This is a genomic window from Chryseobacterium lathyri (assembly GCF_019970085.1).
Lineage (GTDB): Bacteria > Bacteroidota > Bacteroidia > Flavobacteriales > Weeksellaceae > Chryseobacterium > Chryseobacterium lathyri.
In genome coordinates this window covers 199,018-212,798 of sequence record NZ_JAHXYG010000006.1, presented here as the reverse complement: position 1 = coordinate 212,798, position 13,781 = coordinate 199,018, and the positions used below count along the sequence as shown (strand labels likewise).

At 35.8% G+C, this 13,781-nt stretch carries 11 protein-coding genes, 7 tRNA genes and 1 other RNA gene; 16 read left to right on the top strand and 3 right to left on the bottom strand.

All coding sequences use genetic code 11. The features are described 5' to 3' along the window. Positions 1 to 1,245 carry a beta-ketoacyl-ACP synthase II gene (gene fabF / locus LC418_RS19300; RefSeq protein WP_111955414.1) on the bottom strand — a complete coding sequence of 415 codons (1,245 nt, stop codon included), beginning with the start codon at positions 1,243 to 1,245 and terminating at the stop codon, positions 1 to 3. 34 nt (positions 1,246 to 1,279) lie between these two features. Further along, positions 1,280 to 1,519, bottom strand: a complete 240-nt coding sequence (locus tag LC418_RS19295; RefSeq protein WP_002976354.1) for an acyl carrier protein — start codon at positions 1,517 to 1,519, stop codon at positions 1,280 to 1,282. Positions 1,520 to 2,149: 630 nt separating this feature from the next. On the opposite strand from LC418_RS19295, the gene LC418_RS19290 reads away from it, so the two are divergent. After that, positions 2,150 to 3,502 carry a hypothetical protein gene (locus LC418_RS19290; RefSeq protein WP_111955410.1) on the top strand — a complete coding sequence of 451 codons (1,353 nt, stop codon included), beginning with the start codon at positions 2,150 to 2,152 and terminating at the stop codon, positions 3,500 to 3,502. Between the two features lie 651 nt (positions 3,503 to 4,153). Then, entirely contained in the window at positions 4,154 to 5,587 is a 1,434-nt protein-coding gene (locus tag LC418_RS19285; RefSeq protein ID WP_223560321.1) for a tetratricopeptide repeat protein, read from the top strand. Between the two features lie 72 nt (positions 5,588 to 5,659). Here LC418_RS19285 and ssrA read toward each other — a convergent pair. Then, positions 5,660 to 6,058: a transfer-messenger RNA gene (gene ssrA / locus LC418_RS19280) on the bottom strand. A 272-nt stretch (positions 6,059 to 6,330) separates the two neighbouring features. On the opposite strand from ssrA, the gene rpsU reads away from it, so the two are divergent. From rpsU to LC418_RS19210, 14 genes are all read left to right on the top strand, one after another. Continuing rightward, positions 6,331 to 6,528 carry a 30S ribosomal protein S21 gene (gene rpsU / locus LC418_RS19275; RefSeq protein ID WP_034702010.1) on the top strand — a complete coding sequence of 66 codons (198 nt, stop codon included), beginning with the start codon at positions 6,331 to 6,333 and terminating at the stop codon, positions 6,526 to 6,528. An 81-nt stretch (positions 6,529 to 6,609) separates the two neighbouring features. After that, the gene (locus LC418_RS19270; RefSeq protein ID WP_223560320.1) at positions 6,610 to 7,497 is read left to right on the top strand and encodes a tyrosine-type recombinase/integrase; all 888 of its coding nucleotides are present in this window, start codon (positions 6,610 to 6,612) and stop codon (positions 7,495 to 7,497) included. Further along, a complete protein-coding gene (locus LC418_RS19265; RefSeq protein WP_111955378.1) occupies positions 7,494 to 7,784 on the top strand; it encodes an HPF/RaiA family ribosome-associated protein in 291 nt (96 codons plus the stop codon). The genes LC418_RS19270 and LC418_RS19265 overlap by 4 nt, the downstream gene beginning before the upstream one ends. Before the next feature lie 107 nt (positions 7,785 to 7,891). Further along, a tRNA-Thr gene (locus LC418_RS19260) sits at positions 7,892 to 7,965 on the top strand. A 19-nt stretch (positions 7,966 to 7,984) separates the two neighbouring features. After that, positions 7,985 to 8,065 (top strand) — tRNA-Tyr (locus tag LC418_RS19255). A gap of 85 nt (positions 8,066 to 8,150) precedes the next feature. After that, positions 8,151 to 8,223, top strand: a tRNA-Gly gene (locus LC418_RS19250). A gap of 96 nt (positions 8,224 to 8,319) precedes the next feature. Further along, positions 8,320 to 8,393 (top strand) — tRNA-Thr (locus tag LC418_RS19245). A 19-nt stretch (positions 8,394 to 8,412) separates the two neighbouring features. Then, positions 8,413 to 8,493, top strand: a tRNA-Tyr gene (locus tag LC418_RS19240). 87 nt (positions 8,494 to 8,580) lie between these two features. Further along, positions 8,581 to 8,653 (top strand) — tRNA-Gly (locus LC418_RS19235). 42 nt (positions 8,654 to 8,695) lie between these two features. Beyond that, a tRNA-Thr gene (locus LC418_RS19230) sits at positions 8,696 to 8,767 on the top strand. A gap of 224 nt (positions 8,768 to 8,991) precedes the next feature. After that, on the top strand, positions 8,992 to 9,672 hold the full coding sequence (locus tag LC418_RS19225) for a response regulator transcription factor (protein WP_111955376.1): 681 nt from the start codon (positions 8,992 to 8,994) through the stop codon (positions 9,670 to 9,672). Then, complete coding sequence (locus LC418_RS19220) at positions 9,673 to 11,043, top strand: ATP-binding protein (RefSeq protein WP_223560319.1); 1,371 nt, start codon at positions 9,673 to 9,675, stop codon at positions 11,041 to 11,043. It abuts the gene before it with no gap. Positions 11,044 to 11,227: 184 nt separating this feature from the next. Continuing rightward, on the top strand, positions 11,228 to 12,469 hold the full coding sequence (locus LC418_RS19215; protein WP_111955373.1) for a TolC family protein: 1,242 nt from the start codon (positions 11,228 to 11,230) through the stop codon (positions 12,467 to 12,469). A gap of 2 nt (positions 12,470 to 12,471) precedes the next feature. Then, positions 12,472 to 13,557: an efflux RND transporter periplasmic adaptor subunit gene (locus LC418_RS19210; RefSeq protein ID WP_223560318.1), complete on the top strand. Its 1,086-nt coding sequence runs from the start codon at positions 12,472 to 12,474 to the stop codon at positions 13,555 to 13,557. The last annotated feature ends 224 nt before the right edge of the window (positions 13,558 to 13,781 follow it).

The window sequence follows — 13,781 nt, the reverse complement described above, 5'->3', positions numbered from 1 at the left end:
TTAGATTTTCTTAAATAGAACGCAAGCGTTATGCCCGCCAAATCCAAAAGTATTGCTCATGGCTACTTTCACATCTTTCTTAACAGCGTTGTTGAATGTGAAATTCAGTCTGCTGTCAATATTTTCATCATCAGTAAAATGGTTGATGGTAGGCGGAACAATACCATGAATAATAGTTCCTAATGCAGCGATAGCTTCAATTACTCCGGCAGCTCCCAGAAGGTGTCCGGTCATTGATTTTGTAGAATTAATCTGAATATCAAAAGCGTGCTCGCCCAGTAATTTTGAAATTGCGTTGGATTCTGCAATATCTCCTAATGGAGTAGAGGTACCATGCATGTTGATATGGTCTACTTCATCAGCAGTTAAGCCTGCGTCTTCCAAACAGTTTTTCATTACCAGATAAGCTCCCAGTCCTTCAGGATGCGGGGCAGTCATGTGATGTGCATCTGCACTCATCCCGCCACCTTGTAATTCTGCATAAATTGTAGCACCACGTTTTACTGCGTGCTCATATTCCTCAAGGATGATACATCCTGCTCCTTCGCCCAACACAAAGCCATCTCTGTCTTTGTCAAAAGGTCTTGAAGCTGTTTTAGGATCGTCATTTCTTGTAGAAAGTGCCATCATCGCATTAAATCCACCGACACCACTTGCTGTTACGGCTGCTTCAGAGCCTCCGCATACAATAACATCTGCTTTTCCAAGCTGGATAATCATCTTGGAATCAATTAAAGCGTTGGCTGAAGATGCACAGGCAGATACCGTAGTATAATTCGGCCCGTGAAAGCCATACTCTATTGAAATATGTCCAGGAGTGATATCCGCGATCATCTTAGGAATAAAGAATGGATTGAATCTTGGAATTTCCGTGTTCGCCCATCCTAAAACCTCAGTTTCAAAAGTTTCTAAACCTCCGATTCCTGACCCCCAGATTACACCGACTCTGTTTTTATCTACATTGTCTTCCATAATCCTGGAGTGCGCTACCGCTTCTCTTGCAGCTACCAGCCCAAGCTGGGTATTCCGGTCCATTTTTTTAGCTTCCTTCTTATCGAAATGCTGTAATGGATCGAAGCCTTTCACCTCGCAAGCGAATTTAGTTTTAAAGTTTTTGGCATCAAAAAGAGTAATCGGAGCAGCACCGCTCTCACCTTTAAGAAGATTTTCCCAGTATTCTTTTGCATTATTTCCAATCGGTGTTATTGCGCCAAAACCGGTTACAACTACTCTTTTTAATTCCATAAACTTTTAAAATTTTCTTTTTTGTTGAAGAATATTATTTATTTACTACTTCTTCGATGTAAGCGATAGCGTGCCCTACAGTAGTAATTTTTTCAGCCTGGTCATCAGGGATTTGAATATTGAATTCTTTTTCAAATTCCATGATTAACTCAACTGTATCCAATGAGTCAGCTCCTAAATCGTTAGTGAAGCTAGCTTCAGGAGTTACTTCTGTTTCTTCAACGTCAAGCTTATCAGCGATGATAGCTTTTACTCTTGATGCAATGTCTGACATAGTAAATTATTTTTTTAATTGTTAGATGGTGCAAATATATAAAATTCTTCACGATAAAACATTTTTTTAGTCTTTTTTGTGGACTAGAAGCTTTCATTTTAGTTTGTTTGGTTTTAGTCTTTTAGTTTTCAGATGGTTATGTTAGGGTGTCTGCTGATGCGAAATTGAAAAGTCATTGATTAAAATAATTCCATTCATTTTTTAAGCTCCTATTTTCCTTACTTATCAGCATCTTATTAAATTGAAATTATTCAGTAATTCTAAAGCTTGCATTGTTTTACCATAAAACTTATATACTATTCAAGATACTATTCTGTTTCTTATGCAGTAGTGTAAATCTGCTTTTTAATTTAAAAAATCCATTTTTAATGAAAATATAAGCTTCTGAAATAATCTTATATTCTAGATTTTTAAAGTTCAATTTTAATAATAATAAGAAAAGTTTCTCATTTTGAATGAGTTGGTCAATGTTGTGTGTTAGTGAATAATTGTTTTGATTTCCAGATAGTTGTAAAACTGGCGTAGATTTGAAGTAGCGCTTTTTTTGCATGTTGTCCGGATTTGAAATTTACTTTGCCAAAAATTATTCAAACAAAAAAGTTTAATTAATAACTTTTAATTTCAAACACTATGACGAAAAAATTATTATTAGCAGCAACTATTGCTGTCTCCTCTATTGCGTATGGACAGGTCGGAATCAATACCGCAACTCCCAAAGCAACGCTGGATGTAACATCCACGCCTGCAGATCTTACAAAAACTGATGGTTTTATTGCTCCAAGATTAACAGGAACTGAACTGAAAGCAAAAGATGCCAATTATGATGTTCCACAAACCGGAACCATTATTTATGTTACCCAAGCATTACTCCCTATTGATACAACAACAAAAACAGCCAATGTGACTGCTGTTGGTTATTATTATTTTGATGGTAGTTTATGGAAAGCCTTAACAAGCGGAGGTCAAGAGCCCTGGAACATTTCTGGAACCAATACCCAGGCTTCTGCCAATACCCAAGACATTTATCAGATGGGCAAAGTAGGAATTGGGGTTAATCCCGGAACTTCTCCGGCTGCTAATCTTCAGATTATGGAAACTACAAGCTCAGGAGATACGGGAAATTCAACAGGTGTTGACAATACATTAATTAGTAACAAGTTAGGATTTAAGTTTGGATTCAATAATCAAATCTATGACAGCTCTACATCCGGATCATTTTCAACCTATGGATTGAATAACTCTATTACTGCATCACCGGCATCTTCAGGGTCTTCTTCTTATTATGGTGTGAATAACTCGATTAACCTTAGTGATAGGAATATATCTCAAATGTATGCTTTTAGTACTTGGCCAACTATTACTGCAAACACTAATGATGTTACAGCATCGTATTTAAGATCTTATAATACCATTTTAATTGCAAGTGCTTCTGCTGGAAAATCACTTACTGTAAGCGGAGATATAAAAGGTGCACAATTGCGCGTAACTCTTGCAGGAGCGGGTAATATAACCTCTTTTGAAGCTATTGGTCTTGATGGAGCTTTGTATACTCAGGATGCAGGAGTCAGAAATATTACTTATGGAGCAGGATTGAGAAGCCAGATTAATTTGACGGGTACTGCGGCCAATAATAAGTTTACCAATCTTTATGGGCTTCACATCAATAGAGCTTCTAGGAATGCTACTCCTGCTAATGCATATGGTATTTATATTGACGACTTTACTTTTTCCGGAGGAACAGCTGCGACTAGTTACAACTTATATTCTAAAGGAGTGAGTACCAAAAACTATTTCGAAGGAAGAGTAGGTATCGGGGTTAATGCTCCCGCTGCACCACTTCATGTAGTAAAGCAGGCTTCAGATCTTACGCCTGCAATTATTGAGGGATGTAGTGACCTTCCAGATAACGCAGCAGCCATTGCAGCTGGGTTACCTATTGGGGCGTTGTACAGAACAGGTGATTTTCTAAAAGTGGTACACTAATTCTAGATTTTTTTTTTCATTTTTTACATATGTGTATTTGAATAGTGGCTGCTACAGCAGCCACTATTTTAAATTCTAAACAAAACTATGATCAGAATAAATAATAAAAAAAAGGTTGATCGCTGGATGTATTTTTATTTTTTCAGTATTTTATTAGAATTCTTTATATTGATAATGTCCTATTTACTTTGTGTAAGTTTCTTATACTTATATTGTATTCAGATTGTTATCTGTTTATTAATCATTTTTTTTCTGTTTCTGCTGCTTAATCTGAGATATATTGAAATAGAAAATTCTGAAGCAGTATTCAGTATAAAAGAATTTTATCCAATACGTATAGGATCCCTGTTGATGTTTTACAGGCAGGTAGAAATCCCTTTAACTGAAATTCATTCTGCCAAAGTGGATTTTGCAACAAAAAAACTTTTGATTTTTATTAATAGTAAAGCCGCCGAAAAAGTGGTAATCCAAATTTTTGTATTACAGTATATGACAGAGGGTAATTTACATACAATCAATAAATCTCTGAAAGATTCATTATAATGATTTACTATACATTATTTAGAATGCAAATTAAATGATATGGTTTTATTTAATTAAAGTGAAGTCTTTTTTTTAACTTTACTTACATCATAAATATGCATTAATACTATGTTGAAAAAAATACTTTTTCTGCTTTTCACAATTTCTGTTTCTGTACATCTTTTAGGACAAAAATATACCCCAAAAGAAATAGATAGTCTTGGTAAAATAGCAGCTTTTAGTATGACCAATAAAAAGGAAGCTTTACAACTGCTTTTTAAATACGTTGATATTGCTGGTGAAAGTGGGTATGAGAAGGAAGAAATGTATGCAATGTATCGTGCTTTAACTGTTTATTATGATATGGCAGAATACGAAAAACTAATAGAATATTCTCTAAGACTGGAAGATTATGCTCATAAACTTGGTTATCCGTTTTTTGAAATGCTGGCTATTCGTATGAGGGCAATATCTTATATGAAGTTGGGAGTTTATAATAAATCGGAAAGTTTGTTGAAGCAAGCCCTTGAAAAAGCCTCAAAACTAAAAGGAGATGAGATGTTTGCGGGAAAAGGATCATTATTTAGTGATCTGGTTATCCTCAAAAGTGAAATGAGATTATCTTATGATAAAAGTACATTAGTTTATCTTAAAGAAAGTTTGAAGTGGTATAATAAAATGCAGGATAAAGATAAAAAAGAAATATCCTTAATTCCAATGTATTCTAATATAGGGATGTATTTTTCCGAAGTTCATCAACTTGATTCTGCACGTTACTATAGCCGCAAAGCATTGAGGCTTTCCATTTCAAGAAAAGATACGGTAAATGTGGGTTTTATTTTTAGTAATATGGGTTCTTATTATTATAAGAGTGATGAACAGGATAGTGCTCTTTTCTATTTAAAGAAAGCTTTACCTATTACAAAATTGAGTGCAAGACCTTATCAATTGAAGGATGTTTATGATAATCTTGCTCTTGTTTATGAAAAACAAAAAGATTATAAAAATTCCTTGTTTTACAGAAATAAATATAAAAAACTTGATGACAGCTTGCGCAATGTCGAAAAAATGGCTGTAAATAAAGAATCAATACGGGATAACGAAACAAGTAAACAGCAATCCGGTAGATTTTATATTATTTTAGGGCTTATTTTAAGTGTCTTATTGATCATGGTCTATTATGCAGTAAGATATTTTAAAAGATACCGAAAAGAAAGAAAGGAGAAGAAACAAAAGGAAGTGGTGATTTCTGATTTGGAAGATAAAATGAATGATGCTTTTGAAGAAGTAGTTCAATTAGCAAAATCAGATGATCCTGCTTTTCTTTTAAGATTTAAAGAGATTTATCCGGAATTTTATAAAAAACTATCAGAAACGTATCCTTTTCTCACTTCAGGACAGCTTAAATTTTGTGCATTGCTCCGTCTCAATTTTTCTACTAAAGAAATTGCTCATTATAATCACCTGACTATTCGGGGAATTGAAACCAAAAAAAACAGATTAAGGAAACAACTGGATATTCCTTCGCATGAAGACCTCAATAACTGGATGATGAAATTTTGAAAATTTCGTTTTAATATCTATATGGTATAACAAAATAAAAAAAGGACCTTGGAAAAGGACCTTTTTTATTAAAAGTGGAGTTGGAGGGATTCGAACCCTCGTCCAAACAAGCAATACATAAGATTTCTACATGCTTATTCTACCATTGGTTTTCGACTGGAGGCAGAGGGCAGACACCCAACTTCCAGCTTATCTTCTGAAGTTTTCGAGTTTCAGCCAAAGCATCTGAAACCTTATTCCTGCATTCCTATATCCCAGAATCAAACGCCGCAGAACAGAGCATTTGTGAGATATCTTGCTTCCTTACTATCTTCAGGAAAACGCTTGATCTACTATACTTCGATATTAAGCTGCAAGAGCGAACTCTTCGTTGCCAGTTAAAGTTGTGTAGCAAGGGATTAAAGAGATCGCGCTACGGTTCTCTGCATGCTTACTTACCCATTGATCTTGCTGTCGAAACCAGTCAACCCCATGAATAAAGTAGCTACAAAGATAGGGATTTTTGTTTACATATAGTTCATAATATGACATACTTTTCAGATAATCCCCAGTATGTTTATATTGCTGTTATTAGTATATAACGGATAATAGAGAGGACTCAAAATTTTAAAAATAGCATACTTGTCCACATTATTGTATCTGATTGTGGATAACTTATAATGTGTTTTTTAAAGAAAGTGGAGCTAAATTTTGCAGTTTAATAAAAAATGTCTAGTTTTGCAATCCAAAATGAGATGTAAAATATGTTAATAATTCCAGTAAAAGATGGGGAATCCATCGACAGAGCTTTAAAAAAATATAAAAGAAAATTTGATAAAACGGGTACAGTTCGTCAATTGAGATCTAGACAAGCGTTTATTAAGCCTTCTGTAACTTTAAGACAAGCTAGACTAAAGGCCGCTTACAAACAAAGAGGACTTAGCAAGGAAGAGCAGGCTTAAGATTTTTCTTAACCACATACTAAATTCACTTCTTAAATACGTATATTTGAGAGGTGAATTTTTGTTTTTATACCTTATGTAATGTTAGATAAGTATTTAGAATATTTACAGTTCGAAAAGAGGTATTCGCCTCACACTATTACAAGTTACCGAAAAGATCTTGAAGACTTTTCCCATTTCTACCTTAAAACAGAAGCTTCTGAAGATATTTCCAAGGCTGATAAAAAAGTAATCAGGAATTTTATCGTCGAATTGAGCGAAAATAATATTTCAAAAAGAAGCATCAATAGAAAATTATCATCCCTCAGAAGTTTTTATTTATTCCTTTTAAAGGTCGGTGAAATTAAAGTCTCTCCCACGGAAAGTATATCTTCCCTTAAGTTTTACGCTGAAAAACAGATTCCTATCTCACAGGAAGAAATGCAGGCGCTCAGTGACGGTGTTCTGATAGATCAACCCGATATTCTGGAAAAATGTATTATAGAGGTATTATACCAGACCGGAATGCGTAAAGCTGAGCTTTGTGGCCTGATGTTTGAACACGTTAACCTAGAAGGAAATGAGCTCAAGGTAATAGGAAAAGGAAATAAAGAACGTTTTATTCCCATTTCCGCAGACCTCTCAAATCTGCTTAGAAGTTACCTGGAAATAAGGAAATCTGATACCGAATATAAAACCTATTTTTTCATCAATAAAAAGGGTAAAAAACTCAATGAAAAATTTGTTTATGTGGTAGTTAATAAGTACCTTAGTCTTGTAACAACGAAAGAAAAAAGAAGTCCTCACATCCTTCGGCATAGCTTTGCTACACACGTTTTGGATAATGGGGCGGAGATCTCCAAAGTAAAAAAAATATTAGGGCATTCCAGTCTTGCAAGTACTCAAGTCTATACGAATGCTAATATTGAACAATTGAAAAAAGTGTTTAATCAGGCTCATCCTCGAGCATCTAAAAAAGAAGAATTATGAAGATCACAGTTCAATCAATTGGTTTAACTCCACACGAACCATTAGAATCACACATTGACAAAAAAGTAAGCAAATTGGAAACCTTTTATGATAAAATTCATGAGTGTAAGGTGTTCTTAAAAGTTGAAAATAACTCTGATAGAAACAACAAAACTGCCGAGCTTATTTTAGCCGTCCCAGGCGACGATATCGTTGTAAAAAAGACGTCTGAAACTTTTGAAGAAAGTTTAGACCTATGTGTTGATACTGCTAAAAAGCTATTAATCAAGAAAAAAGAAATGGCGTAGTAAAAAAAGTTTAAAAAAGTTATAGAAAAGTTTGAGAATTCAAAAAATCCGTTCTATATTTGCACTCGCAAAAAGGGAACAGCGATCTTTTGAATTCTTTTTTATATGCCTCCATAGCTCAGTTGGCCAGAGCACGTGATTTGTAATCTCGGGGTCGTGGGTTCGAATCCCTCTGGAGGCTCTTTTTAATATAAACATGAGGGGAGATTCCAGAGTGGCTAAATGGGACTGACTGTAACTCAGTTGCTTCGGCTTCGTAGGTTCGAATCCTGCTCTCCCCACATTTTATATTAGATGAAAACTTGTGTATCTAAAGGATTTTTCCTAAGTTTGCACAGCATTACCAATAGTTTTGGAAACAAAATTGCGGAAGTAGCTCAGTTGGTAGAGCGTCAGCCTTCCAAGCTGAATGTCGCGGGTTCGACCCCCGTCTTCCGCTCAAAATAGATCACTCTGCTAGAGGGTGATTTTTTTTTAACTGCTGAAAAGCATAGAGTAGATTTTCTCTAAAGCCTTCAGTTTACATTTTAAAATTGCCTCCATAGCTCAGTTGGCCAGAGCACGTGATTTGTAATCTCGGGGTCGTGGGTTCGAATCCCTCTGGAGGCTCAATTTTAATATAACATGAGGGGAGATTCCAGAGTGGCTAAATGGGACTGACTGTAACTCAGTTGCTTCGGCTTCGTAGGTTCGAATCCTGCTCTCCCCACATTTATATTAATAAAAAAAGTTTTGTAGATTTAAAAGGATTTTCCTAGATTTGCACAGCGTTACCAATAGTTTTGGAAACAAAATTGCGGAAGTAGCTCAGTTGGTAGAGCGTCAGCCTTCCAAGCTGAATGTCGCGGGTTCGACCCCCGTCTTCCGCTCAAAGAAAATCACGCTAATTAGTGTGATTTTTTTGCTTCAATGCCGACTTAGCTCAGCGGTAGAGTGCTTCCTTGGTAAGGAAGAGGTCACGGGTTCAAGTCCCGTAGTTGGCTCTCTATATTTCCCGAATCTTTTCGGGATTTTTTTTTACCCTAAAATCTAGTTTTAAGTCTGGTTTATAGTATGCCTCCCAGAAATCTTCAGCAACAAAAAAACAATAATTACTCCTTTTTTTGTAAAAATTTACCTTAAAATTTAATTAAATCTGTCCATCAGCCTTCAATGGATAATACAGGAACATAAAAATTTCGTTAAATTCGTATAAAATAAGATTTTGATGAATATTCTTTTATTGGAAGACGACCTCATTCTTTCGGCGGAGCTTTGCCGGTTTTTAGAATCGAACAGCTTCACCTGTGATAAGATTTATGATGGCGAAACCTTTCTCCGGCAAATCAAGAACAATACGTATGACCTGTATCTGCTCGACATCAATGTTCCCAAGATAAACGGGCTTGACGTTTGCCAGACCATCCGTTCTTTCGATAAAAATACTCCCATCATCATTATCTCGGCTTACGGAGACATTTCTGATAAAAAAGATGCGTTTACCAGACTTGCAGATGATTACCTGGTGAAGCCTTTCCAGTTTGAAGAGCTGCTGCTGAGAATCAATTCGCTGCTAAGGAGAAAGTCCCCGTCCGATGCTGCAGACCAGGATATCATCAGGGTAGACGACCTTATCATCAATAAAACTGAACAGAAAGTCTATAGAGCAGGCAATGAAATAGCCCTTACTCTTAAAGAATTTCAGCTGCTGGTCTATCTTGCAGAGGCACAGGGAAGAACTGTTTCCAAGCAGCAGATCACAGAACATGTGTGGGAACATAATTTTAATACGAATACCAATACGGTGGAAGTCTACATCAATTTTTTGAGAAAAAAGATCGATAAGGATTTTAAACTTAAACTTATCCACACCCGTTCTGGTTTCGGATATTACCTAAGCCCATTATAAATGTCTTTAAAAAGAAAGATAGCATTAACATTAAGTATCGCTTTTTCCCTGCTTTTTGCAATGGTGATGGCGGTGATCTATCTATCTTTTAATGATTTTAGAAGAGATGAGTTCAAAGAAAGATTCAGACAGCGCCTTGAATTTACTTCACACTTCATTTCAAAGTCCAGGAATTTCGAAGAAGAAGCACCTATTTTTTTTAACGAAAATTCAGACAATATCCTTCTCAATGAAACAATCTTAATTTTCAATGCAGACAAAGAACTGGTCTACAGTACAATCAAAGACCGTAATGTAACCTGGGATAATGCGATTCTCAAAGAGCTGGATGAAAAGAAGATCATATACAGTGAAAAAACTGTTCCGGAGATCTATGCAGCACTTCGAAACATCAATGGGGAGAATTACTACATTCTTACCAGTGCTTTTGATACCAATGGGAAATCGAAACTCGAATACCTTAAATATCTTCTGATCACAGCTTATGTAATGAGTACACTTCTCATCGGTTTTTTCAGTTATTATTTCATGGGGCAGTTCCTACGTCCGTTGGAAGATCTGAATACCGAAATTTCCGAAGTTACTGCTCATAAACTTACCACACAGATCCCGGTCCAGGAGTCTGATGATGAGATTAATGTTTTAGCCAAATCCTTTAATACCATGATTGCAAGGTTGGATGATGTCTTTCAGTCACAGAAAGATTTTACGGCAAGTGCATCACATGAAATCAGGACTCCTATTACAAGAATGGCATTTCAGCTGGAAAACCTGATCAAATTTGAAAAGCACTCTCCTGAAACCCTTGCTTCTTTAAAACAGATTCAACGGGATGTGTATCAGTTGTCGGATCTTACCAATTCCCTTTTATTGCTTACAAAATTCGACAAAGAGAATATTCAGAGCATTTATGAAGAAGTAAGGATTGATGAAGTTATTTTTGAAGCCTTCGAAGCAGTAGAAAAAAGTTATCCCACTTTGAAGCTGGATTTTCTGATCTCTGAAGATACTTCGGAAAACGGACTGCTTACGATTAGTGGCATCCATTCTCTTTTAGTCATTGTCTTTATCAATCTTTTTAAAAACGCAGCCGTATATTCTGATGATGCAGAAGTGGATGTTTTGATAACAGAAACCAATGATCAGCTTACGGTTGATGTTATTTCTCATGGAGATACCATACCTGAAGAAGAGCAGGCAAAACTGTTTGAAGCTTTTATGAGAGGTAATAATTCTCAAAATATTTCCGGTTCGGGTCTTGGACTTCGAATTGTTAAACGAATCCTGGAGTATCACAACGCAAGAATCAAATATTCTTCCCCGGCTGAAAGTACAAATAAATTTAGCATCATATTTAATAAACAGTCTTAGTTGCGCTTTTTATAATCTATAGTTGTAAACATATACTTATTCCTATTCCCGACCTTAATATGGTTTAAAGGGTAAGTTTTCAAATAAATTTCGTATTCCTAAACCAAATTTAATTTTTTTTTAAGGCTTCTTTAAGGCCCTTTTAATCATGTAAAGGCAATTTTGTATCATAAATAAAGATAGAATGAACAAAATTGCAGGGCTGTTTATTGCCATCTCCTCATTCATGGCAGGACAGCAGCAGATGTCACTTTTGGACTGTGAAGAGGCTTTTCAGAAAAATAATCTTCAGCTTCTTGCAGAACAATATAACATCAATATGGCCGATGCAGATATTCTGCAGGCTAAGATTTGGGAACTGCCACAGCTGAGCGGTCAGATCAATGCCTACAATCCTGAAGGTAAAAAAGCTTTTGATATAGGCCATGCCAAAGGAGCGGAGATCACCCAGCTGATCTATATGGGAGGAAAAAAGAAAAATGAAATTGCTTTTGCAAAATCGAACAAAGAACTTGCCCAGCTTCAGTTTTCGCAGCTTTTAGTGGACCTGAGAGCTCAGCTTCGTGCTGCTTATTTCAATTTATATTATGAGAAACAGAAGCTTGGCAATACCAATAAGCAGCTGGAGTATATGAATGACCTGTTAAATGCTTACCGCCTACAGTCAGCCAAAGGTAACGTTTCCCTTAAAGACGAAGTAAGGCTGCAGAGTCTCGTGATCCAGCTTAATAATGATAAACTGGGAATTAATAAAAACATCCTTGAATTTGAACAAAATTTAAAAGTGCTGACCGGAATTTCCGATGAAATAGAGCCGCAGCTTTCTGACGCTGATGCAAAAGAAATTCTTGCAGCCCAGCCCTTCGGAGACGAAGATGAGCTAAAGAGAAAAGCACTGGAACATAATTCTGATTATCAATATTTCCTGAAATTAATTGACAACAGCAAATTATATGCACAGTGGCAGAAATCTCTGAATGTTCCGGACCTTAATGTAGGAGCAGGATGGGACCAGAATGGAGGGACTTTTAAAAATGAGGTTAATCTTATGATCGGGATTCCACTGCCACTATGGAAATCCAATCAGGGAAATGTGGAAAAAGCCAATTATGCCATTCAACAGAACCAGAAAAATGCAGATTATCAGAAACTGAACCTTGAAACTAAAGTTCAGGCTGCCTACAAAACATGGAAAAATCAGTACGACCAGCTTGCAGAAATTAAAACCACAGACCTTAGCAATATGGAAATTGTGTATGATGGAATGCTGAAAAACTTCAGAAAAGGAAACATCAGCCTTATAGAATTTACAGATTTCATGGACAGTTACAGAGAGACGGCTCTCCAGATCTTCGATATGAAGAATGAAATTATACAATCGGCAGAACAGCTTAATCAACTAGTACAAACGAAAATCTTCTATTAAACATGAAAAAATATATAACCCTAACAATGGTGGTTTTGTCAGTCTTGTCTTGCTCAAAAAAAGAGGAAGAGGCTAAACCACAGGCAAAAAAAGGCTTTGAACTGAGCAACACAATGCTGAAGTCGATTTCTTTAGCAAAAGTTGAGAAAAAAAATATAGAAGACGATTATAATTTTTACGGGAAAATATCCGCAGATAAAAACTGCTATATAGATGTTTATCCGCTGGTTGGAGGAAATGTTTTAAGTGTAAATGTAGAGTTGGGAGATCATGTGACGAAAGGACAGATTTTGGCGACCATCAGAAGTACGGAGTTGGCGGAAGTTCAGAAAGATGTAAGCGATGCAAAAACGGATTTGGTTGTTGCTCAAAACAATCTTCGTGTTGCCAAGGAAATGTACGAGGGAAAACTGAATACTGAAAGAGATGTACTGGAAGCCAAGAGCCAATTGCAGAAGGCTCAGGACCAAATGCAGAGAGCAAGTGCGGTGAGTACGGTTTATAATGTAAAGAAAGGAAATATTTACAGTGTTGTGGCTCCGATCAGCGGTTACATCGTTCAGAAGAATATCAATAAAGATATGCAGTTGAGAAGTGACAGAAGTGATAATATTTTTGATGTGGCGAATACGACCAACGTTTGGGCGATCATGAATGTCAACGAATCAGACATCGAAAAAATAAGTCTCGGAATGAAAGCCCAGGTTTCCACATTGTCTTATCCGGACAAAGTTTTTGATGGAAAAATTGATAAAATATTTAAAATTATTGATCCGCAAACCAATGCAATGCAGGCAAGAGTTGTTTTAGACAATGCAAACGGATTATTAATTCCTGAAAGTAAGGCAACCATAAAAGTGACAAGCTCAGAAAATAATACAGCCCTCACAGTTCCTTCCAAAGCTGTGATTTTTGATGATAACAGAAGTTTTGTGGTGATTTTTAAATCAAGAACAGATGTTAAGGTTAAAGAAATAAAGATTTTAAAGCAGACCGGAGATATCACTTATGTTTCCGAAGGTTTGTCTGAAGGAGAAGAAGTAATCACTAATAATCAACTTTTAATTTACCGTTCTCTGAATAATTAAAATTGATTTTGAACCATTAAGAATTATTGATCATGTTGAAGGAAGAAGTTAAGCTGAATTAAGAAAAGCATCTGAAGATATTCTTAAGCATTCCTCTTACCCAAATTCGGCTGCGACTGCTTCATAATCTTAAATCCTAAAATAAAAACTTAATGGTTCAAAAGCCTTCAATTTTTTTAATTAACATCTTTAAAATTGTCCCAACAATTAAACATTTAGTTATT